Raw genomic sequence first — 24,882 nt, forward strand, 5'->3', positions numbered from 1 at the left:
TTAGATGTTTTTAATTTGAATATGAATGCGTGGTTTGATTATCTGTCCATTGGGCAAAACAAAAGAGGCTGCTTTAGAAAACTCATCAAACCTGAATGCCTCCATTTTTCTCTTTGCAGCAGGGCTCAATTCAATTTTAGCGTTTTTAAAAAATTGGACCGGATCATTCAGGAACATCAGGTTGTTCTTTTCAGATTTAAGTAATTTCATGATTTGCTCCTCATGATTGATGACCTGCTCAAGATCGCGGGTGAGATCGGGTCGCATTTTACTCAGCATTTCAACATGGTTCGAACGCTTAAAAATTTCCTTAAGCTTTGACGCTTCATTTCTTGAGACCACTTCCTTTTTATTATCAGCTTTCGGAATTTTCTTTTGCTTTGCCATAATTCATTATTTAAAAAGTTTTAAAAATTTCCTCATTTAGCATTTCTCGTAAATATTTTTTCAAGAACTTTCTGCTGTACTGAAGCGGATTTGAAAACCAGGTCAAATTTTTGTGTCACAAAATCATCGGGAATGAGGACATTTCGCTTTCGAAGCATGATCCTTCTTGGCTTTAAATCCACATCGTACAATGGAAATACATCGGCACAACAATTGAATACCAATTCTGTACAGGATAAATTGCCAATGTTTGCAAAATCAAATTTGAAATCGTATCCTTTTCCAAGATTTTTAATGGCCGTTTCAAAAACTACCTTGCTCGAAGCCAGTAAATCAAGTTGAGGTTCGATGGTATTATTCCGGCGCAAAATGACCAGGTAATCACATTTACAAAAATTAATCAGGTCTTCCATAAAGACTCCTTCAGCCATGGAATGTATAACCGCCTGTTTTCCTTTATAGAATTTGCTGGCAATTACATCCGGAAGCAAAAAATTGTGACTTGTGGTATCTCCTAAGTAGAGTCCGGCATGACTGAAAAAACCAGGGATAAACAAACCGTCCAGATAGTTGGTATAACCTCGTATGAGAATATCGCCATCCTGCACGGTATCCAAAACCTTTCTTACTTCAGCACCTTTAACCTTATAACTTCCCGGATCGTAGAGCAGAAAAAATGGATATTTGAAAACCTTGATGTCTCCAAAAAATTTTAAAAAACTGTTGTAGATAAATGTGAAAATATTCATATCGCAGATTTTAACTCATATCAATAAATTCATAAAGTGGAAAAGCCTTATATCTATTGTTAAGTATGTCGGCTTCTATCGAGGGTGTCCACAAATTTCTCCCGATAAGTTTATTCCGTTCGTGAATAATCCTGTCGTATGCATTTTGTTTTGGAAAATGAAATTCATTTAATTTCACCTTGCTGCAATGCTGAAGATCTTCCTCAAATTGACTAAAAACGATCTCGCAAAACTCCTTATCCATAACCACCACATTGCTTTCAGAATGATGAAAAGCCGACCCGTTAGCGATGTTATATGACCCAATTGAACTGAATTCATCATCGATCACCAGATTCTTTGAATGAAAAGCTCCGGGTCTCTGCCATTCATAAATTTCAACTCCATTCTCCAACAGATATTTAAAATGTTTGGTGCATTCAGCATACATCCAGCCCAGCAGACCATTCAACATGAGTGTTTTTGACGATTTCTCAGAATTAGTGATCAATACCACTTTTACTCCCCGCTTTACGGCTTGTACAAAATATTCAGCAAATATTTTAGGTGGCCGGATGCCATGACATCCCCAATAGATTCTTTTTTGAGCTTTGCTGATTTTTTCGAGGAAAAAATCAGTAAGGTCCAGTTTTGCTAAATCATACGGTTTGTGTGCCCGATATTGGACTGCAACCGGCTTTGCATTGGGATGAATTTGAACTTGATGAAAATATTCTGGAAATAAATCCTGATGATATTGATCATTTACATATACAGATCTGTACGCTTCACAAAATTCTATATAGGACCTGTAATCTGATTTAGTTCTGTTCTTCCAGGCATGTTGCATTTTATAATCCTTGAGAAACTGGAGCTGAATCGGGCTCACGCAATCGCCCTCCAGATATACATCGCTGTCGCGCCAGGCCTTGGGTTCAATTCCACCAAAAGCATATTTATCGCCCCAATTAATCCCTCCAAGAATAGCATGCTTGTTATCAACGATCATGTATTTCTCGTGAAAATGTTGTTTCAGTTTTAATTTAATAGTGAAGGCAATTTGCTTGAAAGGTTTTCCTTTGCTCCAGTCGATAGACCACCCTTCCCACAAAGGATTGTAACCAAAAACTTCAATACCAGAATCCCTTAATTTGTGCAAGGTGCTTGTCATGAACGTTGTACGATTGACAATATCATCGTAAATAATCCTGATTTTCACTCCGGCTTGGGCTTTGCTCCTGAGTAATTCAAATAGTTTTTTTGTGGTACCGTCTTTCATAAAGGAAAACGTTACGATATGGATAGACTCCTTTGCGTTTTCAATTAAAGCCCAACGTTTGGCGTAGGATTGCTTTCCGCTTGGTAACAGCTCAATGGAATTGTTGTATGTGACATTACCAGACACCCCTACAACTCTTTATTTTCCTTATAATTTCCGTTCCGGTAAACTTTTACTTTCTTTTTGTTTTCCAGATACTTGATTTTCCTTTCATAATCCCTGTCCAGAATTTGAATGGAATCGATGATCTTCGTTTTTCCTGTAAATTTCTCCTGTACTGCACTTTGTTCCTGCAGATGCTCTAATTTTCTTTTCTGGCTAACCAGTGTATCCAGTTCTTCGCGGATACTTTGTGCAACAAGCGATGTATCCATTCCCGGAGTTTCAAGAATGGAATCAATAGTTGCATAAGCCGTTTCATATTTCTCCTTGATCATCGAATATTCCTTTGCTTTACGGTTGTCCCTAATTCGATAATAGATGTAACTCGAAAGAATGGAAACAAACAAGATCAATACAACCAGTAGTGGTGTATACTTATGGACTTTGCCCTTCATGGAGGGTTGAGCCGAGTTGAAATTTTTATCCGGCCCGGAAATAAGTATGTTGATAAACACGACCAGGAGCAATAGAACTCCTATAGATATGATTATTTCAAAAGTATTCATACATTCAATATTTAATAGTTAATTACCTGTATTTTTCTTTAAAACAGCCACCATAGTGCCACTCCAGCTCAATCCGGCAAAAAGTGATTCTTTAATATCATCCGGTGCTAAAAGAAAAAAAGCTAGCAATGATCCGATGACAGGAATCAAAATAAAATTTGCCCTGAAATAAAAGGTCTCCGTTTTATTAGGAAACATTTTTTCGAGGAATGGAATGGCTCCTTTAAATTCAGAGGAATAAATTGAAAGGATATGCCCACATAAAGCGCCTATGTAAGTGATAAACACAGGATTTGTAATGAAGTCCATAATTTCTTTGATGGCCATATGAATAATTTTTATATGTTTATAATTTGAGTATTTATTCTTTTTTCAAACAATTCTATATTGATGTAATCAGGAATTCCATTTTAAAGGTTCAGTCAATCTCAATCGATTCAGCTTTTCATGTACCTCCGGCTCAATACCATGTTCTATGGCTTTCCTTTTAATTCGGGAAGTAAGATCCTCCAGTGTATTGCTCTGTTTAATTTGGTCTATTTCGGCCATCATAATATTGTTCAATTGTTCATTAAATTGAAATTGCTTCCTGAGATTTATATTTTCCTGTTCAAGCGATTTTTGGTTTTGAAGGGCTTTCCTTCTTTGGATGTACAACCAGCTTAAAATTCCCGCCAGCAATGATATTCCCGCTATGAGTTGCCAAAAGTATTTCTCCCACCACTTTTCATTTTGTTTGTTCAGCGAATCTATAATCGTTTGCATTTTTGCAAGTGTGGCATCAAGGGGTGCTGTTATTGAATTGGTGATTGCATTTTTCGTGTCTTCATTGAGCAGACTGCTTCTCAATTTAATCCCTAAAGAATCAAATTCAATTTTTTCAACGACACCAGAAACAAAACTGCCCACTAATTCTTTATTGTGTTCTGATAAAATCGTAGAAACGGCATTCTCTATATTCTTTCTTGATTCAGAACTTGAAAAGCTTTTGAACAAACCTTTTATCAAAGTATCCAATTCATGTTCCAATCCAGATCTCAGCTCATTTAAAGCCCATTGAACTGAATCAGAAGCCAATTCTTCACTTGCCCCTCTGATCGCTTGTTTTACAAAAGAATCCAGATTGAGTTTCACGAGTCCATGAGCCAGAGATGCGAACAAAGTGTCGATCAGTCGAGATGACAGTTTTTCCATGTTCTGTACTGATGTTTCTTCAGTCGCCCCGGAAATCAATCCCAAAATAAGATTTCGTCCTGCGCTATCGAGTGGAAATAATTCGTTGGCAATCTGATCTACACTTTTACCCGCCCGATCTGCGCTATTGTAACCAATGTTTTTGACCCACCCACAGGAATACAGCGTAAAAATGAATATCGAACAAAGCAGGATTGCATATCCCCCGTACCTGAATTTTGTATTGCACTTATTCTTAACCATGGTTGGATATAAAATTTGAATAAGTAACTACCTTCTTGTTTATGTTATCCCATTGTTTAATACCGGCTTCAACATTTGAATCTGCATTTCTTTTGACTTGAACCAATGTGTAATTGACTCCTGTTTCGATACGCTCGTATTTTTGAACATATTTACTTGTCCATGTGCCGGTATTTAAATACTGTTTTCCATTTTGAATAATGTGTTGCGGATGGTGGTTGTGGCCGATAATGATGTAATCGTATTCCGATAATTTTCCACCTGCAGACAGGTCCTTAAAAGCTGAAACATGGAGTGGAGGATCCGCAAGACCTAACCATAAAAAAACTTGCCTGATCAATTGCCTGCTTATTATGGGCAATAAAAAATTAAGAATCCAGTCCACTCCTTTTTTTAAAGTGCCATTCCATTCTTTAGTAAGCTCGAAAAAATCGGTGGGTGGTTTTAAATATAGTAAAACAAACAAAACGATAGGCAGAACTACGAAAACCAGCCAACTTAGAACGCGGATCAATGACAACTGAAAGTTCTTTTGAACCACCAGGATGGCGTACCCACCGAAATTTAATAAGGTTTTGTATACTTTAGAAAAGTTTTCATCTATTAAAGCCTGAAGCATGCTACCCTTTACTGTGAGATTATCGACATGTGGAAAATCTAATTCCACTTTATTGATGAGGTAGCGGTTGAAAAAAGAGCCAAATGGTATAAACAACTCTTTTTCGTGCTCTTCCTTAGGCGCTTCCGGTTTTTTGAACATGATTTTCCTTCGCGGAGCAACCTTGTGGTATTCATATTCAGGATCCATTTCCGTTTGCTTTTCATAATTGTGGCCATGATCGATCCACACTTTTTCATATATAGAAAATGCCTTTATAGAAAAAGCAATATGATTCTCAAATTTCTGTCTATCGTTTTCTTTACTACCGGAAATTTCCCACAGGCTGATCCTGAAATAATTTTGCAAAAGGGTCCAATACCATTCGGGGTCGTGGTTTCCAACATTAATGATCAATTGATTTCCCTGACAAATCCATGCCGCTAACGCGCTAAAAAAACCAGGATGGCCCTTTTGCACACAGCTTAATTTCCAAATGCATTTATAATTGTTGGTTTTGAGTCCGTACCTCTTTTCTTTTTCAGAAATACAGGAATTCGGAAGTTTAAATCCTGGATGCGCTTTCTGGATTTCAGTTTGCCATAGATTGAGTTCTTTGTCTCCCGGAACTTTTGTAATTCTTATAAAGTCAACAAAATCACCGTTGATGATAAGACAAAGTGGAGTTTGTCCCGTATTGTTGAATGTAATATGCAAATAACTCAACATCTCAGAAAAAGCACTATCGGAAAAGAAATTTTCAGTTCCCAAAGTGAGCCCTCTGTCGAGATCTCCTTCAGCAAGATGAAGGTCAGATACAATAAAACTATGTTCCCCAATGGGTATAGCTTGAATCATAGCAGATTCTTTTAGTAATGATGCAAATCGTTAGTACAGGTTTCAAAAGTACTCCATCACCAATTGCAAGAGAAGGGGATAATTCCTGTATTTAACGGGTGATTTTCCTGTATTTGGTGAAAAGGTGAAACGCAGCAATGAGAATGGGCTTGTAGGCTTGTAGGCTTGTAGGCTTGTAGGCTTGTAGGCTTGTAGGCTTGTAGGCTTAAATTAATTACAGACTGCTAATATTTGCTAAAGATGTCTTTGTATTTAAATTGAAAAAAATGTTTCAATGATATTAACATATGTTAGTTTAACTCCAACTATCAACTAACATTCAGCAACTGCTTCTCCAAAACAAATTCTATCTTATGTAAAAATCCAATTCCATTTGGACCGGACCTGTTCTTTCGTGCTCGAGTAAAAACTTCTTGCGCCAGAGGCCGCCTGCATAACCTGTCAGGCTGCCGTCCTTTCCGATCACTCTATGGCAAGGTACTATAATGGCAATAGGATTTTGCCCGTTGGCGTGAGCTATGGCACGGATGGCCAATGGATTATTCAATCGTAATGAAATTTCCTCATAACTACAGGTTTCACCATAAGGTATTTGAATTAACTGATTCCAGACCATTGTTTGAAACGGGCTGCCCATTAAAATTACTGGAAGTTCAAATTGTTGTAATTTTTTTAAAAAATAGGCCTCTAATTGGATCCTGGTTTTATTCAACAATTCATGTGCGCCGTTTTCAGGTTTCAGATCCCATTTCTTACAAAAGTCCTCAAATGCAGAAAATTCACGATCCGCATTTGAAAATTCAAGATAACACAATGTGTCCTCGCTCACAGCTGCCAGCATATCACCCAATGGAGTATCGAATACTTTACTTATGACTACTCTTGGTTTAGGTGAAATATCCATTACGTGGGGCTTAAAACTCAAAACAAGAAGCTACAGGCAGATCGGTTACGAAATATTTTAAAGGCTCTTCTAACTATCATCAATTCTCTATCATCTTTACTCCATCATCTTTACTCCATCATCTTTACTCCATCATCTTTACTCCCTGCTCTATTCCAGGTGCTGTTTCAGCCAGGCATGTACTTCTTTATAAAAAAACCTGCTGTTCTCCGCTTTTAAGATCCAGTGGTTTTCCTCGGGAAACACGATCAGTTTAGAAGGTACTTTTTGCCTTTGCAGAATGTTCCAGTTTTCTATACTGTTATTTACAGGAACGCGGTAGTCGAGTTCTCCGATGGTAACCAGCATGGGTGTCTTGAATTTATCAGCATAATACATTGGATTCTGTTCTTTCCAGGTTTTGGATTTTGACCATGGGGTTCCGCCATTCATCAATTCGCGTCCGAAAATGTAATCGCTGCTTCCCCATTGTGAAATGCTGTTGACTAATCCAGCATGACTGATCAGGCACTTGTAGTGGGTGGTTGTTGCTTGCAGCCAATTGGCGAGGTGACCGCCATAACTGGCCCCGCCCGCAGCTTGTTTGCTTCCATCGATGAAGGTATATTTGAGTAAGGCATATGCAGCAGCTTCGTTGATCTCGTCGGCCGGTCCTTTGAAAGGATCCAAAATAATGTCTTGCGAAAATTTTTCACCATACCCCGTTGAACCTGTAAAATCAGTCAACAACAACACATAACCCGGACTGGCTAACAAATGATAGTTCCAACGATAAGACCAGCTCTCCTTCCAGGACCCGGCTGGTCCTCCGTGAATCACCACAAACAAGGGGTATTTTTTTGTGGGATCGAAGTGCGGCGGTTTTATCAGCAAATTCCGAATTTGTTTTCCTCGACTGCTTGTAAAATAAAAAGTTTCATAGGAAGACAGAGCAATCGTATCCAGTTGAGCACGATTTGCGTTCGACAATATTTGATGGGTTCCATCGCGATCAATGCGTACGATCTCGCCCGGAGCATTTACCGATTCCCATTGTGCTAAAATTACCGGAGGACCTGTTCTACTTATACTTAAATTTGAATAACTACCAGTCGTTAGTTTAGGAAAAATCCGGGGGCTTCCTCCTTCCAGGGAGTACACCATTAACCGGTCTCTGCCGTGATCTTCCACCGAAAGATATATTTCGTTTCCTTTGGGGACAAACTGATTGACCGGGCGGTCTGAATTTTTATCGATGTAGAATTTGTTTGACATATCAGGCCAGTCAAAGCGGACCAGTTTTGAAAGGTTATACAACTTGCCATTGTTACATGGACTCTCCATACATAACAAATATTTTCCATCGTCACTAATTTGCGGTTGAGTAAATTCATAACTGCCTGTAGTTAGTTTAGTTTCAGCGCCGCCATCTCGTCCAATCTTATATAAATGATACTCCGGTTCCCTATATGCCTGCGTATTCCTTTCGGTAGTCGCTGAAAAAACAATTACGTTTCCATCTTTAGACCAATTAGCAGATTCTATTGAAAATCCGGATTCTTTGATAAGCATGGCATCTTTAAATAAGTCGCTGCACTGCGCACTGTCCAGAGGTTGTACAAACAAATGAGTCTGCTTCTCGTCGAGCCATTTATCCCAGTTCCTGATGGGAAAACTGGTATAGACCCTGGCCTGATATTTTTGTTTCTTCTTTTCTTCAATCATTTTCTTGTTGCAACTATCTGTCACACAACCTGGAAACACTGAACTGTTAAACAGTATCCATTTTCCATCCGGGCTCCACTTGGGTGCTGAAGCCCCTGTGCTGATTTTTGAAAATCGTTGTGCTTCCCCACCCTGGGCCATATTCATCAAATAAATTTGAGCAACATCATCGCCTTCTCTTTTTGCAGTAAAAGCTAAAAACTTCCCATCCGGACTCCAGGAATAATTTCCTTCACCGGCTTTACCCGTAGTGAGCCTCCGTGGTTTTTCATTCCCTTCTGTTGGCATTATCCAAAGGTCGCTGACTTGCTCCTTGTCTTCATAAGAAGGTTCGGTCATCTGATAAACAACCCATTTCCCATCCGGACTTACGGCCGGAACACCAATGCGTTTAAGCATCCACATGGCTTCATGAGTCATTGCCTTTTTATCCTGCGCCAGGCAAGAAGCAGCAATAAAAACCCAGAAGAATATTCTGAATAAATGATTCATAACTATTTTATTACTAAAAACTAAAATTGAATAACTTATGAAATTAGAAAATTTGAGGTCGCTAAAATTCGATTATTTACCCCAAACTGCAACTCTGGCTCTTCCTCTTCCTCTCCCAGCGGTTTCATACCAGAATTCAATTTTAGAAAGCCTTCTGAGCCCTCCATTTAATTCAATGACCCGGGTTTGGCCTCCCTGCTTTATCAGCGACTTGACTGGAACATCCTGCACGCCACCATTATCAAAATAAACTTTCATGTCGTACATACGCAAAGGCGCATCGGTGATTCTGACAACGAGTTTACTGTATTCATCGCGAAGGTCTCCAAAATGAATGACATCGCGGTCTACACCAAAGGTCACCCATTTATCGCCAATAAATTTCCAGCCATCTGATTCTGTCAGTTTACCCGGGCCACAGGAACCTAAAAGAAAAATCAAGCCCAATAAAACTATTGTCAAATTTTTCATCTTACAAATTTATGCGAATATACAATTTCTCTTTTTTTGAGATCTCTCCAACCAGGGCAGACAATTCCATGCATATCAAGGCCAGAATCCTTATTTTCGCGGCCAGAATATGTTTGGAGAGTACGATGTCATTGTAGTTGGAGCAGGCCACGCCGGTTGCGAGGCTGCCACTGCTGCAGCAAATATGGGTTGCAGGGTCCTGCTCGTCACCATGAACATGCATACCATCGCGCAGATGTCCTGCAATCCTGCTATGGGAGGTGTTGCAAAAGGTCAGATCGTAAGAGAAATCGACGCACTTGGCGGATATTCTGGCATTGTGACAGACGAAACCCGGGTTCAGTTTCGAATGCTCAATCGTTCTAAAGGCCCGGCTATGTGGAGTCCTCGTGCACAAAGCGACCGCAATCTCTTTGCACGAAAATGGCGCAATTTGCTCGAGGCTCATCCGCTCATTGATTTTTGGCAGGATATGGTAAAAGGTCTGATCATCAAAGACAAAAAAGTGAATGGAGTAATCACCGGAATGGGCCAGCGCATTGAGTGCAAAACGGTAGTACTCACAAACGGAACGTTTTTAAATGGCATCATCCATATCGGTGAAAAACAATTCGGGGGTGGACGCGCCGGCGAACATGCTGCGACAGGAATTACAGAACAGCTGGTCAGTCTCGGATTTGAAAGCGGCAGGATGAAAACAGGAACGCCTCCGCGTCTGGATGGGAGAAGTATCAATTACAAAATTCTCGAAGAGCAACCAGGAGATGAACATCCTTCGAGGTTTTCATTTTTAAAAACCAATGTTCCTGAACAACAGTTAAGCTGCCATATCAGCTATACCAATCAGGAAGTCCACGACATATTAAAAACCGGATTCGACAAAAGTCCGATGTTTGCCGGCAGGATTAAAGGCCTCGGTCCGCGTTATTGCCCTTCAATCGAAGATAAAATTGATCGCTTTGCAGAACGCGACCGGCATCAGCTGTTTATCGAACCGGAAGGATGGGATACACACGAAGTCTATTTGAATGGCTTTTCTTCATCACTCCCAGAAGAAGTGCAGTACAAAGCCTTGCAGAAAATTCCCGGCCTGGAACAGGTGAAAATGTTCAGGCCCGGATATGCTATCGAATACGATTATTTTCCGCCCACGCAATTATCCTTAAGTCTTGAAACGCATTTGGTTTCCAATCTTTTTTTTGCAGGACAAATCAACGGCACGACCGGTTATGAAGAAGCTGCATGCCAGGGTCTCATGGCCGGAATCAATGCTGCACTGCGCGTTAAAAACGAACAATCGTTAGTTTTATCCAGATCAGAAGCATATATCGGCGTACTGATCGACGATTTGGTGAATAAAGGTACTGAGGAACCTTACCGCATGTTTACTTCCCGCGCAGAATTCAGGATCCTGCTGAGACAGGATAATGCAGACCTTCGCCTAACACCCATAGCTGCCAATCTGGGAATGAACCATATGGAAAGCCGTTTAGAACGGGTCCGCCAAAAATCAGAAGGCCAAAAAAATATTTCAAAACTCCTGCAATCTGTTTCAGTTTCTCCCGAACAAATAAACGACTACCTCACTTCTTTGGGTTCTTCTCCTACAGAAACCCGATTGAAACTAAGCCAGCTCATAACCCGGCCCAATGTAAGCATCGCCGGACTCATAACATTATTGCCGGAACTCGCATCTTCGCTCTCTGAATTCGATGAGGAAGTTCTTCAATGTTCAGAAATACAACTTAAATACGAAGGGTATATCAAAAAAGAACAGGAACTGGTAGACAAAATGACGCGCCTGGAACATATTAAGCTGAATCCTGAGTTCGATTATTCAGGGATTGCCGCACTCAGCAATGAAGCGAAAACCAAACTCTCGAAAATAAAACCCATCTCCATCGGACAGGCAAGCAGGATCAGCGGCGTGTCCCCATCTGATATTTCAATTTTGCTCGTGTATTTGGGAAGATGAGATGATGGATGATGGATGATGGAGAATGCATAATTGGAAATGGTCCGATGCCGGCGCAAGTCTCCAGACTTGTGCCAATGAATTTTCTAACTTACTCGCTGAACTAACATACGTTATTTATATTTAAATTAGCTTAATAAGCTGCTTTTCTTTTGAACTTCCTATGCCGGCGCAAGTCTCCAGACTTGTGCCAATGAATTTTCTAACTTACTCACTGATCTAACACACGTTATTTATATTCAATTTATGTTAATAAACTGCTTCCCAGGCTGGCGCAAGTCTCCAGACTTGTGCCAATGAATTTTCTAACTTACCCGCTGAACTAACATACGTTATTTATATTTAAATTAGCCTAATAAGCTGCTTTTCTTTTGAACTTCCTATGCTGGCGAAAGTCTCCAGACTTGTGCCAATGAAAATATAACTTACAAGCCGATCTAACACACGTTAGTTATATTTAAATTACCTGAATAGATTGCTTTTCTTTTAAACTTCCCATTATATCTTTAGCTATTGACTTTCTCACCATACTGTTTTCAGTGCAGATATTTGGTGAGTTATGAGATCTTCCTGAACGACCAGGGGATAACACTTGATTACCGTAATCGTACAAACGGAGTTATCTGCTGAAAAAGCTGTGAGCTTATAAAAGCCAGGAAGGTATGGGCTTAAATTAAATTGTACGGGTTCTGATTCAAGATACCCATCCTCTAATAGCCTGCCAGTCTTCCTGTCGAATAGTTTAAAATTCCTTAAAGATTTTGCAACGGGTGCAGATTTAATGCGAATGATTTGTTTTTCGGTGCCTGCAAATTCTGAAAGCTTAATAAAATCAGGAGGAAAAAAATTCTGCGCTTCCGGACCATTGCTGCCCTTGTTTTGAATACTTAGGGAAGTGACCCGGCAGGGTCCGCTTCGGAGATCGCACTGCACAAAAAAATCTTCCGGACAAGGTACTGTATCAGACAGATACAACTTCATAGCGCTTCCTTTTCCATCATCCGGTAAATTGTAATACCTCCGGGCTGTCATTTTCTCAGTCAATATGGGGTGTGCTTCTTCATTTTGAAATCCTTCTTGTAATTCAAACACACTCCCAGCGTAATGTTTGACGATGGCGTGCCTGAGATAAATCAATGGCATCTTAATATTTAAACAAGGCAATGACCGTTAAAACAAAGAGAACGATCAGCAAAAGTATAATCCCTACCATATAAGAAGATCCGACCCCCGGACCCTGCTCGGTATAAGCATTTAATCCCTTTTCAATTACAAAATGGCAGCCAAGAACTCCGGCTATAATCAGTCGGATCAGGAGGAAGCGCTTCGGAACAAATTCAAGATAATACAATCCAAAACTCAATGGAAGAATGATCAGGGGTACAAATACGCTGATCTTTATCCAAAATGCATCCATATATTTCACCGGCGAATGACTTGCCTGTATTAAAACAACTACCAATAAATACATCAGCAACCAATACAATTCCGGACCAACCAGCCATTGTGCCATTCTATTCATACAGATTTCTTTAACTTGAAATTATAACATTGACCATAGAGCCATGATCCTATTTCCTTTTCTAAATAAGGGCACTTCTAAAAATCCCTGCTACTTCGTTGTAAAAATTTTCTAAACGCCTCTCCCGCCTTGCGGGATATGCAGTAAACTCTGAGTTTAAAAAATTCACACGCCTCGTCTGAGAGGTTTTTTATAAGTCCCCATAATTCAAAATCATCAATTTCATCTGCAATTTAGTCAATTCCGTAAACTTCAATATATTGCAGTAAATTTATTTATTATTTCAATTCTTTCTTTGTGATAAATCAGGAAATGTTTTTCAAAATAGGTATACTTGCTGATATCCTGTTGATCATGCTTTCTGTTTCCGGAATGTATTTCAGTAAAGACAGCATGGATGGATATTCTCAGATGGGAAAAATTTTTGTCTGGCTAATTCCGCTGGCTATCTCCATCCTTATTTTGCTTGCTTTATTTCTGAAAAGCAAGGATAAATTGATGCTTGCCAATATTTTACTTTGGATTCCGGCTACCCCTTTTGTCATCGGACTTTTGATCACTGCCTTTTTGGCTCTGGTTTTTAATCTTTTTGGCAAGTCAACCCATTGAATACTTTTTCCAACTATTCTTTAATAAAAACCTATGATATTTTTTGTTTACTTACTGTGCCTGATCATAACCGTTTTACAAATATGGAATACTCTACAATTCAAACCCATGGCAGGAGATCGTGCAGTGGGACAAGCCTGGGTCATGATTTTCCTGGCTTTAATTTTTACATTGTGTACGGCATTGTTATTTTTTTTAATGGCGAGAAAAGATTGTTTTATCTGGTTTCGCGAAAATATCAATTTTGGAAAGTTTTTTATTCCGCTATTTTGCCTTTGTTACATCATTGCCGTGTTCTTTAGCTCCGTGTTTAAAACTGAGTGGCATAGCGACAGCACTTTTCCTTATTTGCTCAGATTTCTCTCCTTAGGACATTTTTATATTTGGATCCCCTTGGGTGTCATGCTTCCCTTTTATTTTCTCATTCGCGATGGAGGAGTTCAGGCCATGGCCTTAACTTATGTAAAATATCCACTTCTGCTCGGGATCCTATTTTCGGGTTTGTATTCCGGACTTACGCTGTACGGTTGGCTTGCCGAGAAGATTAGTCTGTCTCAAACAAAAGCTAAAAATGAAAAAGAAGTCATTGACAAATTTCACCTACAGAATCTAGAAAAAATTGCAAAATTTGATCCCGGTGAAAATATATACGGTCTTCTAAGTTATTCTTTTCCCGGAAGACCCCGGGATATCAGGGAGGCCGCCTTGAATAAAATTAAAGAAAGACCCCAATGGGAAGAGCAAATTCTCGACGTCCTGAAAGACCGTAATAATTATCCTGAAAGTTATTATTATTTGAGCGGAAATGATTTAAATCACCCGGAAATCTTTAAAGATCATATTCGTCAAAGTATCGTTTTCTTATCCGTTGATGTCGGAGAGTTTTTAAAAGAAACAAATAATTACCAGGATTGGATACTCGACCATTATCATATACCGCACATGCTTGATGCGTTGGAGTTTCACTATAAAACAGAACAATCTTATTTCGCTGAAAATGTTTTGAAACTGAAGAATGCAATCGTGCTCAATACACCTGATGAAGCTAAAAAGATTCGGTTTAATGCATTGATATCCATAGAACAGTGGTTAAAAAAACACAAGCCAAAATGAAAACAATTCATGTTCCTTTTGTAATTCAATATTCGCTTTACCTTATTTTGATTTCTACTTCCTTCTCTTGTAAACATGGTAAACCTGTTACGCAAACGGACGTGACCAGGAGCAGGGATAGCTTAGAAATGTCAAATACCATCCATCAGTTTTACAAATGGTATCACGGTATCATTTCAGACACCATCCAGGATTTTAATTTTGTTGATGATTCAGGCGATCGTTATAAATTGAAGAGAGAACTTCTGAAAATTTATTTGGACAAATTGAATTCAAGTGGACATTTAAGCAACTCATTCATTGCAAGAGAAGAAGCTTTCTATTTGGAATGTGAAAAATTATGGCAAGACGAAATTGTAGGTGAAGTCCCATCCTGTATGGATGGAGATCATTTCTTTTGTGCTCAGGAATGGGACATGGATTTTTGGACCAACTCCCCAATTGTACTGGATGTTTTGGACTCCGATTCTGCACAGGTCCGTATGGTTGGAAAATCTTTTGGACTTGAGCTAGAGCGCAAATTTAAACTTGTCCGTGAAGTTGGAATCTGGAAGTTGGATTTTATTGAATGCGATATGGGATTCTGATTCAGGAATCGTAAAACATAATTGAATCATCATTAATTTCGAATCGCCACGATGGAGCTTTCTCTTTCCGCATAGTAGATGCAATGAACAAAAGGATTTCTCTTCTTTTCCGAATAGGAATTTTTGTCAAACTCTCCCATTTAGCAGTTGGCGGAATATCAATAATTAAATGAACCGATGATCCGCCCATCTCATAATAAAAAGGGAGACGAATACCGTCATCTAAATAAATAATCGTTCCGCTTCTTCCTTGTTCATTATATTCTAGCTTTGGTAAATCAGGTTTTCCAAATAAAGCTTGCCTGAAATTTTCCAAAATACTGAAATTTGCCTGATTGCGTATTTCCGCTTCTTCCGGTGATAAATCATTTGAAACCGAAATGGAACTCCTGTCAAAATGTTCAGCGCTGTTTTTTCTTTGGGCGTTTTGTTGTTCGCGAATTAAATACTCTTTTATATTTAATTCATTAATGATTCCTGAATCATATGGAGTAAAATTTTTAGTTTCATCGGAATGTTCCAATTTTGTAAAAATTAATTGGTGAAACCAACCTTCATGGTGATGGAATTCCAGGGTATAATTTCCAGGTTGCCAACCTATGGTATCCCACAGGGTCTGAACATTGCCATTTAAAATATTTTCAACTTTACCCTGATTGACAATCTTGTCTTGAAACAAGAGAACAAAATCGGAATACCCTGTATAACCTGGTTCAGGCAACCAAATGACTAATTGTTGGGATCCCGGATATCTTACAAATTTTACAGAGATAAAGTTCTGAAGAGGAGCGCCATTTCCTTCATTCCTTATTGCACTGAATGTAATGATTCCTTCGTGTATGTCTGCCATTATTGAATCTTATGAATTTATTGGACCAAAAATAAAGTTCCAATAAAATTTCTTTTATCCTGCAGTTCAAAAATAAGTTTTAAAATTTATATCGGGAGGGTAAAAGCAAATGGAGATTCTGAATTGGAATTCTAATTTCTCTAATACTTCTAAAAGGTAGCCGCAGACACTTCATTACAAACATCTTAGGGATTTGTCAAAAATAGCAATTTATTAAATAAACCTATCTTTTCAATTGTCCAATCCCCATTTCAGAAATAAAAAAGCTGAAGTTGATTTACTAACGATTGTTAGATATCTACTTCAGCCTTTTAATGCCGGAGAAATGGCACATTTAATTTATTATCTTTTCTTGACCCGGGTGGTTGTTTTTGTAGTTTTAACTTTGGTGTTGCCTCTCGGCCCCGTAACGGCTTTTGTGGTTTTGGTCCGGGTGACCCGGTATTTGCCGACGTTTGCGGAATGCCTGGTCCTAACGGTAACTGAAGAACTGCGGAATGGAGTGTATACCCTGTGAGCATGAACTACGCGGTGTGTGTGTACTACCGGATAATGCCTGTGATAGCGGTGATGGAATGGATGCCATACATGCCAGCTAAAGGGTCTCCAGGGTCTCCACCAGCCAGGATAATGTCTCCACCTCCAGGGCGAAACCCAGGGTCTATAGCCCGGCGCATACACAAACCTCACACAAGGCCAGGGCCAAACATTTATGACAATCGCCATATTATCATCCATATCGTAAAACGGATTTGGTCCACCGCCTTTCATCTCCTCCCCACCTTCTTTTTCGGGAGAAGCAACTTCATCCTGTGGTTCCAGTATGATTTGTTCACCGTAGATATCTTCATCTCCTACAATCTGCAGAACTGCAGACTCAGCACCATTTTTTTCAAGTTCTATGACAGCAATATCCTGATTCTCATTTTCTGAAACCGGCACCTGTAATATGAAAATGTGAACATCATTTTCAACTTTACTGACGACCTTTACATAATCAATTTCACCATCCGAATTCAGGTCGAGATTATTGACTTTGTTGTCTTCGGAATTGATGCGTTTTTCGAAATCCTCAGGAGAACTCGATTGCTTGAACATTTCCAATGCAGCCTGTAAACTGAAGTGATCCCCGGGAAGTCCGGTCGAATCTGTTGCGGCTGTTTGGGAAAATGCAAAGAATGAGCAGGATAATAAAACGATCATCCAGCATGATTTTAATCCATATATGTTTTTCATCTTTCTGATTTTAATCTGTAGATTCCAAAAATACGATAAAGTTTAATTACAACGCTTTGAATTTTATTTTAAACGGCTTTTTAATAAAATCTCTTCATTTTATTAACAACAGGAGGAATTGTTCACATTTCGAAAATATTCTATATGTCTGAAGAGTTTTTCCGGGAGTCAATTCTGGTATATGTTCATTTTAGTAATTAAGAAGAAGGGCCCATGAAATTTTTTAATCCATTTTAAGAAAAATCTCGACATTTAATTTTTTAATTACCCGGCCCATGGGTAATTATTTCAAAACTGAAAAGCCTGTTAATGCTTCGGATTTAAGTAGGTTTAGTCTTTACAATAAATACAATCCGCATTATTTGGCAATGAATGATTTCATGTCCTATTTTTGCAGCCTAATTTAAAAAAAATGCAGCTTTTTCCTCGTTACGATCAATTTCAAGCCCGGCATATTGGAACTATAGGTCCCGATGTGGCAACCATGTTGAAAACATTAGGTGTACAAAGTCTCGACGAACTCATCCAGCAAACCGTTCCAGACAGCATACGATTAAGAGACGGGCTCCGGGTGCCCGAAGCGCTTTCAGAATACGATTACCTGTCGATGTTGGCTGAAATTGCTGCAAAAAACAAGTTGTTTAAGAATTATCTGGGTCAGGGTTACAGTGGAACGGTTACTCCAAATGTGATCCTTCGCAACGTATTTCAAAATCCAGGTTGGTATACGCAATATACTCCCTACCAGGCTGAGATCGCACAGGGACGATTGGAGGCTTTATTGAATTTTCAAACCATGGTAGCTGATCTTACCGGACTGCCTATTGCTAATGCATCGTTATTGGACGAAGGCACTGCTGCTGCAGAGGCTATGTTGATGTTTTACCACCAGAAAGCCAGGAAAACCAAAGAAGAATCTCCAGATGTATTTTTTGTAGATCGCCATGTTTTTGCACAAACGCTTGCCGTATTGAATTCAAGAGCCTGGCCTGCAGGAATCAGGATCGTAATAGGCGACACCCAAACAGACCCCATTCCAGACCGGTGTTTCGGTATTTTGATCCAATACCCGGACTGCTCCGGAAAGATCGTCAATCCGGAGTCCCTTATTAAAAAGGCACACGAAAAAGATTGCCTCGTTGCTATGGCAACCGATCTGATGGCTCTCTGCCTTTTAAAGAGCCCGGGAGAATTGGACGCCGATGTGGCATTTGGAAACAGTCAGCGCTTTGGTGTTCCCATGGGTTTTGGAGGACCCCATGCAGCATTTTTTGCAACCAAGGAGGATTTTAAACGGAATATTCCGGGAAGAATTATTGGTGTTTCCATCGATGAAAAAGGAAATAAAGCACTTCGCATGGCATTGCAAACCCGGGAGCAACATATCCGCCGTGAAAAAGCGACTTCAAACATATGTACCGCCCAGGCATTGTTGGCGATTATGGCTTCGATGTATGGCGTATACCATGGCCCCATAGGATTGAAAGCAATTGCCAGAAGGATACACGACATGACCAGCGCCGTTGCACAAGCTTTGAAAACCCTGGGTTATGAACTGGAATCCGAAACATTTTTTGATACCATAGCGGTACGCGCTGATCAGGCTCAGATGGAATCGATCCGCCAAAAAGCCTTACATACAGAGATCAATTTGTGGTACACCGATTCGCATATTTTGATCAGCTTTGATGAAAGCCATGGGGAGGCAGACTTACAATCGTTAGTTTCTGTATTTTCTTCAAATGCTTCCGTAGAGATTTCAGGATCTCCAATCCCCTGTTTACCTTCTGATTTGTTGAGGAGTTCCGACTATATGACGCATCCGGTTTTTAACCGCTACCACACGGAAAGTGCGATGATGCGTTACATCAAGAGTCTTGAAAACAAAGATCTTTCTCTGGTTCATTCGATGATCTCTCTGGGTTCCTGTACCATGAAACTCAATGCGGCAACCGAACTCATTCCGGTCAGCTGGCCCGAATTTTCAAACATCCATCCTTTTGTCCCGGGCAACCAGGTTGAAGGCTATCTTCAAATGATTGACGAACTCGAAAATTACTTATGCGCTGTGACCGGCTTCACAGCATGTTCATTGCAACCTAATTCGGGTGCACAGGGAGAATTTGCCGGATTGCTGGCCATCCGCGCATACCATGAATCCCGGAATGACCATCACCGAAACATCGCGTTAATCCCTGCCTCCGCTCACGGAACCAATCCTGCCAGTGCAGTCGTGGCCGGATATGAAGTCGTGGTCACGCCATGTGATGACCAGGGAAATATCATCGTTTCCGAACTGAAGTCAAAAGCCGAACAATACAAGGATCGGCTGGCTTGCCTGATGGTCACCTATCCATCCACGCATGGTGTATTTGAAACTTCTATACGCGAGATTTGTCAGATCATCCACGACAACGGAGGGATGGTTTATATGGATGGAGCAAATATGAACGCGCAAGTCGGACTGACCAGCCCTGCAGCTATTGGTGCGGATGTCTGTCACCTGAATCTCCATAAAACTTTTGCGATCCCTCACGGTGGAGGAGGTCCGGGTATGGGCCCCATTTGTGTAAACGATCGGCTGAAGCCGTTTCTCCCCACCCATCCTTACCAATACAAAAACCCGGGTTCTGAATCTGTTCCCGCTGTCTCTGCTTCAACTTATGGCAGCGCCAGCATCCTCTTGATTTCGTATGCATACATACGCTTGTTAGGTCCGGATGGATTGAAAAAATCGACGGAACATGCCATCCTGAATGCAAATTACATAGCTGCACGATTGAGTAAACATTATAAAGTCCTCTACACCGGAGAAATGGGCCGTGTGGCTCACGAACTGATTCTCGACCTTCGTCCTTTTAAGGATGCGGGCGTGAGCGCCGAAGATGTTGCCAAACGCCTCATGGATTATGGATTTCATGCGCCTACCTTATCTTTTCCGGTAGCAGGAACAATCATGATTGAACCCACAGAATCTGAAAACCTGGAAGAACTCGATCGCTTTTGCGATGCGCTGTTGAACATTTTCAACGAAATTATGGAAGTTGAAAGAGGCGAATATCCAAAAGACAATAACGTCTTGTGTAATGCTCCACATACCGCAGCGATCATCACCTCGGATCATTACGATCTGCCTTATTCCCGCGAAAAAGCCGCTTATCCATTGGCTTATTTGAAACTACAAAATAAATTCTGGCCCAGTGTAAGCCGGGTAAATAACGCCCATGGAGACAGAAACCTGATTTGTACTTGTCCACCGATGGAATCTTATATGAACTCCTGATGATTGTTGTCACGGGAGCGGCTGGTTTTATTGGTTCCTGCCTGGTGTCGTATCTGAACCACAGAGGACATGATAACCTTATTCTTGCAGATGCCCTATCTAAAAAAGAAACGCCCAATTTATATGGGAAAAAATTCAGTGCATATTTTGACCGGCGTATTTTTCTAAACTGGTTGGAATCAAACGCATCTCAAATTGAATTTGTATTTCACATAGGCGCACGAACAGACACCACAGAATTTGACGAACAAATTTTTGAAGAACTCAACGTCAATTACTCTAAGAGAATCTGGAAAATATGCACCGATTACGATATTCCTCTGGTTTACGCATCGAGTGCTGCAACGTACGGCAGTGGAGAGTTTGGGTACAGCGATGACCACAGTAAAATTTCTCTTTTGCAACCCTTAAATCCATATGGTTGGTCGAAACAATATATGGACCAATGGGTACTTACACAGGATGCCCATCCTTCACGTTGGGCAGGATTTAAGTTTTTTAATGTGTTTGGTCCCAATGAATATCACAAAGGCCGCATGGCTTCAGTCATTTTTCATGCCTGTAATCAAATCCTCCTAAGTGGCAAGATGAAATTGTTCCGTTCAAATGATCCTTCAATAAAAGATGGCGAACAAAAACGCGATTTCATTTACGTGATCGATGTGTTGGAAGTACTTTATGATTTTTACATTTCTTCAAGGCCCAATGGAATTTATAATATGGGAAGTGGTGAGGCCCATACGTTTAAAGATCTGGTCCATTTCACTTTTGAATCTCTTGAAATTCCGGAACAAATCGAATACATCGACATGCCCTCAGATCTGATGAAGACCTATCAGAATTATACTTGTGCCGATATGCAAAAATTGTATCAAAGCGGATACAACAGGCCTATGAGTCCTTTCCGGGATTCTGTACACGCTTATGTAAAATATTTTTTGAAGAATCAACGCTATTATTGATTTTATTGCCAACTGGGGCTTTTCGCTTTGAGCTTTTCGCTTTGAGCTTTTCGCTTTGAGCTTTTTGCTTTGAGCTTTTCGCTTTGAGCTTTTTGCTTTGTGCTTTTCGCTTTGTGCTTTTCGCTTTGTGCTTTTCGCTTTGTGCTTTTCGCTTTGTGCCTCTTATAAATTCCCCGTCAATTTACTGAATTCCGGATTCCACTGAGTTTAATACTCAAGCTGATTTCATCATTGATAAATCCATCTTTGATCGAAGGCAGAATTTTTTTGGATTGGTACATTATATTATACTGGGTCCGGTCGATATTAAACTCCGGTATACTCACAAAAACCCTTTGTTCAGTTTTTTGAATACTTCCGGTTACTTCCAATTCCTGCGATACTCCTTTGATCACCAAAGTGCCCTTTACGATCAGATTGTTCAGCGTATCGTTTGTCACCTGAGCAGATAGGATTCGGAAAACAGCAACAGGAAATGTATCCACATTGAAGAAATCGGCATCTTTCAAATGGTCTTCCAGATCTTTGCGGTCTACTTCTTCCTGGATGTCGAGATTTTGGATGCTCCTCATATCCACACGCAGCTCCCCACTTACAAGCATGTCGCCGTTAAAAAACAATTCTCCCCCCGCCAGCTTAACAAATCCGTTGTGCGGTCCCGATGGGGAAGAACCCGACCAATAAACTAACGACTGTTCGGGATCTATCGCAAAACTGTCTGAAACTGCTGCATTCATTGCAGATCCGCTGGTCTGAAGCTTATCTTTAGGAGCCTGCTTACAGCTGTAGAGAATGATAAAGCCCAGTAAAAGATAAAATTGAATTTTCATTTCAAACGCGTTTAACTGTAGTATTGAATTCTTTTACGGTGCCAATAAACTGTTCAAGCTCATCAAAACCTTTAGTGATTTTAATAAAACGGGTTTGTTCTTTGAAATGGTCAGACCAATAACCAGTGATCAGAAGTATGGGGGGATCATTCATTTCATTCAAAGCTTTCACTAGATCATCAATAAAACCTACAGACGATTCTTCATGGATAATGCTGAATAAAAATTTTGGCCTGATGATTTGAATGGCATCCATGAGGTCATTAACCATGAGCTCAGAACCCAGGTCTATTACTTTGATTTGGTGCTTGCGGATAAAAAGTTCTACAAAAAGTTGATTGAGTTCCTGCTTTTCTTCGTGTGGCTGAAATAAAATGAAACTTGCATCTCCATGCACTTCCTGAGTTTCGTATTTACAGAGTTCCTGAATGATTTTCTTTTTAATGATGCGCCCGACGAATTCCTCGTGAACTTTTTTGATACTTCCGCTCAGCCACATATCGTTGAGTTTGTCGAGAAGTGGCATGAGGATGTGGTTGAATGTATGGTCGAATCCCAATTGGTTGATGTTGGTATTGACCAAATGTGTAAAATTTTTTTCGTTCAGCTGCAATATGGAAAGCGTCAAAGCATCCAGCGCTTCCCTGTTAAACACTTCTACATCGTTAAAATTAGCAACTATCGATTCAATCTCCTGAACGGGCATTTCAGATAACTGGGAAATTTTATACCCCTGTTGATTGAGCAGGGCGATGTTTGCCAATTTGCGCAAGTCGTCATCGTTGTAAAACCGGATATTGGTCTGCGTTCTTTTAGGAGTAATGACTGCATAGCGTTTTTCCCAAATCCGTATGGTGTGGGCTTTAATGCCGGTGAGCATTTCGAGATCCGCTATCGAATAGATTGCCAAAAATATATGGTTTTTCTGTGCAGGTCATTGTAACATTCAGAATGCCTGATTGTTTACTCAAATGTATGAGAAAACTGATGAATATTGGGATAGTTTGTTATCCTACCTATGGCGGTAGTGGGGTTGTGGCCACTGAGCTGGGAATGGCCCTGGCTGAACAAGGTCACAAGGTACATTTTATCAATTATCGACGTCCGGCCCGGCTCAGTCCTTACCTTGCCGATATCTATTATCACGAGGTTGCTCCAATGGAATATCCTTTGTTTGAGTTCAAACCCATGGATACAGCACTGGCAAGTAAAATCGTAGATGTGGCATTATTCGAAAATCTGGATATCCTCCACGTTCACTATGCCCTGCCACATGCCACCATCGGCTTTCTGGCTCGTGAAATCCTCAAAACCAAAGGAAAAAAATTGCCTTTTGTAACTACCCTGCACGGTACAGATATTACTTTGATCGGCGCAGATCGGTCTTATTTTCCGGTAGTCGAATTTAGCATCAATCAGTCAGATGCTGTTACGGCCGTTTCACAATCTTTGAGGCAACAAACCCTGGATTCTTTCAAAATGGATAAAGACATTCATGTGATTCCGAATTTCATCGACTTTAAAAGATTTGGAAAAACCGAAAATCAAAATCTGAGGCGGCAATTTGCAGATGATCACGAAAAAATATTAATCCACGTTTCCAATTTCAGGAAAGTAAAAAGAATTGACGACGCTCTTTCTGTTTTCAGAAAAATTCTAGAAAAAATTCCAGCAAAATTTCTTTTGGTAGGTGATGGACCGGAAAGACCAAGATTGGAATCGCTGTGCAGGGACTGGAACATTTGTCATGAAGTTAGATTTCTTGGAAAACAGGATATGGTCGAAGAGTTGTTGTCGATTTCTGATCTATTTATTCTACCGTCTGAACACGAAAGTTTTGGCCTGGCAGCTCTTGAAGCTATGGCTTGCGAAGTTCCGGTGATCGCATCCAATGCCGGCGGACTGAATGAAGTGGTTGTGGATGGAAAAACCGGATTTACCTGTCCCGTAGGAGATGTTGATTATATGTATAACAAGGCTTTTGAAATACTCTCTGATCCTCAGGTACATCAGCAATTCAGAAAAGACTCCATCGCACGTGCACATGATTTCGATATTACAAAAGTCCTTCCTTTATATGAGAACTTGTATGCGGGTCTGATTTAGGCGTGTAGGCGTGTAGGCGTGTAGGCGTGTAGGCGTGTAGGCGTGTAGGCGTGTAGGCGTGTAGGCGTGTAGGCGTGTAGGCGTGTAGGAAACTAACGTTTGTTAGTAATATTTAGTTTTCTGCATTTTATTTATTTTTTTTTACTCGCGCAATAATGTTAGCTCCACTTTACCCTATAATATTTCACCCCTACGGGGCTGAATTTGGTATAAATTAAATTTCTTAATTGCATTTGCTATTCTCTTTGCTCAATCAATATAAAGGCATAAGGCTTAAGGCTTA

General features: G+C 40.2%; 23 protein-coding genes. 7 read left to right on the forward strand and 16 right to left on the reverse strand.

What is annotated here, in order from left to right:
• The 10 genes from IPM34_00845 to IPM34_00890 form a co-directional block, all read right to left on the reverse strand.
• Positions 1-387, reverse strand: a complete 387-nt coding sequence (locus IPM34_00845; protein MBK8954089.1) for a hypothetical protein — start codon at positions 385-387, stop codon at positions 1-3.
• Positions 388-419: 32 nt separating this feature from the next.
• A complete protein-coding gene (locus IPM34_00850) occupies positions 420-1,136 on the reverse strand; it encodes a hypothetical protein (GenBank protein ID MBK8954090.1) in 717 nt (238 codons plus the stop codon).
• A gap of 10 nt (positions 1,137-1,146) precedes the next feature.
• Positions 1,147-2,520 (reverse strand): phosphatidylserine/phosphatidylglycerophosphate/cardiolipin synthase family protein, encoded by a 1,374-nt coding sequence (locus IPM34_00855; protein ID MBK8954091.1) that lies wholly within the window; start codon positions 2,518-2,520, stop codon positions 1,147-1,149.
• Positions 2,521-2,522: 2 nt separating this feature from the next.
• Positions 2,523-3,062 (reverse strand): hypothetical protein, encoded by a 540-nt coding sequence (locus IPM34_00860; GenBank protein MBK8954092.1) that lies wholly within the window; start codon positions 3,060-3,062, stop codon positions 2,523-2,525.
• Between the two features lie 18 nt (positions 3,063-3,080).
• Positions 3,081-3,389 (reverse strand): hypothetical protein, encoded by a 309-nt coding sequence (locus IPM34_00865; protein MBK8954093.1) that lies wholly within the window; start codon positions 3,387-3,389, stop codon positions 3,081-3,083.
• 69 nt (positions 3,390-3,458) lie between these two features.
• Positions 3,459-4,499 (reverse strand): hypothetical protein, encoded by a 1,041-nt coding sequence (locus IPM34_00870; GenBank protein ID MBK8954094.1) that lies wholly within the window; start codon positions 4,497-4,499, stop codon positions 3,459-3,461.
• Entirely contained in the window at positions 4,492-5,955 is a 1,464-nt protein-coding gene (locus IPM34_00875; protein MBK8954095.1) for a hypothetical protein, read from the reverse strand. The genes IPM34_00870 and IPM34_00875 overlap by 8 nt, the downstream gene beginning before the upstream one ends.
• 346 nt (positions 5,956-6,301) lie before the next feature.
• The gene (locus tag IPM34_00880) at positions 6,302-6,859 is read right to left on the reverse strand and encodes a methylated-DNA--[protein]-cysteine S-methyltransferase (protein MBK8954096.1); all 558 of its coding nucleotides are present in this window, start codon (positions 6,857-6,859) and stop codon (positions 6,302-6,304) included.
• A 150-nt stretch (positions 6,860-7,009) separates the two neighbouring features.
• Complete coding sequence (locus tag IPM34_00885; protein ID MBK8954097.1) at positions 7,010-9,055, reverse strand: S9 family peptidase; 2,046 nt, start codon at positions 9,053-9,055, stop codon at positions 7,010-7,012.
• 72 nt (positions 9,056-9,127) lie between these two features.
• Complete coding sequence (locus tag IPM34_00890; protein ID MBK8954098.1) at positions 9,128-9,526, reverse strand: hypothetical protein; 399 nt, start codon at positions 9,524-9,526, stop codon at positions 9,128-9,130.
• A gap of 109 nt (positions 9,527-9,635) precedes the next feature.
• Between IPM34_00890 and mnmG the strand changes: the two genes are divergently transcribed.
• Positions 9,636-11,501, forward strand: a complete 1,866-nt coding sequence (mnmG, locus tag IPM34_00895; protein MBK8954099.1) for a tRNA uridine-5-carboxymethylaminomethyl(34) synthesis enzyme MnmG — start codon at positions 9,636-9,638, stop codon at positions 11,499-11,501.
• Between the two features lie 522 nt (positions 11,502-12,023).
• Here the strand turns inward: mnmG and IPM34_00900 are convergent.
• Both IPM34_00900 and IPM34_00905 read right to left on the reverse strand, forming a co-directional pair.
• Positions 12,024-12,644 (reverse strand): hypothetical protein, encoded by a 621-nt coding sequence (locus IPM34_00900; GenBank protein MBK8954100.1) that lies wholly within the window; start codon positions 12,642-12,644, stop codon positions 12,024-12,026.
• Between the two features lies 1 nt (position 12,645).
• Positions 12,646-13,023 carry a hypothetical protein gene (locus tag IPM34_00905; protein MBK8954101.1) on the reverse strand — a complete coding sequence of 126 codons (378 nt, stop codon included), beginning with the start codon at positions 13,021-13,023 and terminating at the stop codon, positions 12,646-12,648.
• A 297-nt stretch (positions 13,024-13,320) separates the two neighbouring features.
• On the opposite strand from IPM34_00905, the gene IPM34_00910 reads away from it, so the two are divergent.
• From IPM34_00910 to IPM34_00920, 3 genes are read left to right on the forward strand one after another with little or no spacing between them, the layout of a single operon-like run.
• Positions 13,321-13,632: a hypothetical protein gene (locus IPM34_00910; GenBank protein ID MBK8954102.1), complete on the forward strand. Its 312-nt coding sequence runs from the start codon at positions 13,321-13,323 to the stop codon at positions 13,630-13,632.
• A gap of 33 nt (positions 13,633-13,665) precedes the next feature.
• Positions 13,666-14,745 (forward strand): hypothetical protein, encoded by a 1,080-nt coding sequence (locus IPM34_00915; GenBank protein MBK8954103.1) that lies wholly within the window; start codon positions 13,666-13,668, stop codon positions 14,743-14,745.
• Positions 14,742-15,332: a DUF3828 domain-containing protein gene (locus IPM34_00920; GenBank protein MBK8954104.1), complete on the forward strand. Its 591-nt coding sequence runs from the start codon at positions 14,742-14,744 to the stop codon at positions 15,330-15,332. The genes IPM34_00915 and IPM34_00920 overlap by 4 nt, the downstream gene beginning before the upstream one ends.
• A gap of 1 nt (position 15,333) precedes the next feature.
• Here IPM34_00920 and IPM34_00925 read toward each other — a convergent pair whose 3' ends face one another.
• Positions 15,334-16,182 carry a hypothetical protein gene (locus tag IPM34_00925; GenBank protein ID MBK8954105.1) on the reverse strand — a complete coding sequence of 283 codons (849 nt, stop codon included), beginning with the start codon at positions 16,180-16,182 and terminating at the stop codon, positions 15,334-15,336.
• 342 nt (positions 16,183-16,524) lie between these two features.
• Positions 16,525-17,418 carry a hypothetical protein gene (locus tag IPM34_00930; protein ID MBK8954106.1) on the reverse strand — a complete coding sequence of 298 codons (894 nt, stop codon included), beginning with the start codon at positions 17,416-17,418 and terminating at the stop codon, positions 16,525-16,527.
• Between the two features lie 412 nt (positions 17,419-17,830).
• Here IPM34_00930 and gcvP point away from each other — a divergent pair, with 412 nt between their 5' ends.
• Positions 17,831-20,701 carry an aminomethyl-transferring glycine dehydrogenase gene (gcvP, locus tag IPM34_00935; GenBank protein MBK8954107.1) on the forward strand — a complete coding sequence of 957 codons (2,871 nt, stop codon included), beginning with the start codon at positions 17,831-17,833 and terminating at the stop codon, positions 20,699-20,701.
• A complete protein-coding gene (gene rfaD / locus IPM34_00940) occupies positions 20,701-21,663 on the forward strand; it encodes an ADP-glyceromanno-heptose 6-epimerase (GenBank protein MBK8954108.1) in 963 nt (320 codons plus the stop codon). Before gcvP ends, rfaD begins: the two co-directional genes overlap by 1 nt.
• A gap of 176 nt (positions 21,664-21,839) precedes the next feature.
• On the opposite strand, the gene IPM34_00945 is transcribed toward rfaD, so the two are convergent.
• Together IPM34_00945 and IPM34_00950 are read right to left on the reverse strand one after the other, a co-directional pair.
• Positions 21,840-22,493 (reverse strand): YceI family protein, encoded by a 654-nt coding sequence (locus tag IPM34_00945; GenBank protein ID MBK8954109.1) that lies wholly within the window; start codon positions 22,491-22,493, stop codon positions 21,840-21,842.
• Between the two features lies 1 nt (position 22,494).
• Entirely contained in the window at positions 22,495-23,403 is a 909-nt protein-coding gene (locus IPM34_00950; GenBank protein ID MBK8954110.1) for a MerR family transcriptional regulator, read from the reverse strand.
• 77 nt (positions 23,404-23,480) lie between these two features.
• Between IPM34_00950 and bshA the strand changes: the two genes are divergently transcribed.
• Positions 23,481-24,599 (forward strand): N-acetyl-alpha-D-glucosaminyl L-malate synthase BshA, encoded by a 1,119-nt coding sequence (gene bshA, locus IPM34_00955; protein MBK8954111.1) that lies wholly within the window; start codon positions 23,481-23,483, stop codon positions 24,597-24,599.
• The last annotated feature ends 283 nt before the right edge of the window (positions 24,600-24,882 follow it).

It is taken from the genome of Saprospiraceae bacterium (genome assembly GCA_016716185.1).
In the GTDB taxonomy this organism is placed as follows: Bacteria; Bacteroidota; Bacteroidia; order Chitinophagales; family Saprospiraceae; genus Vicinibacter.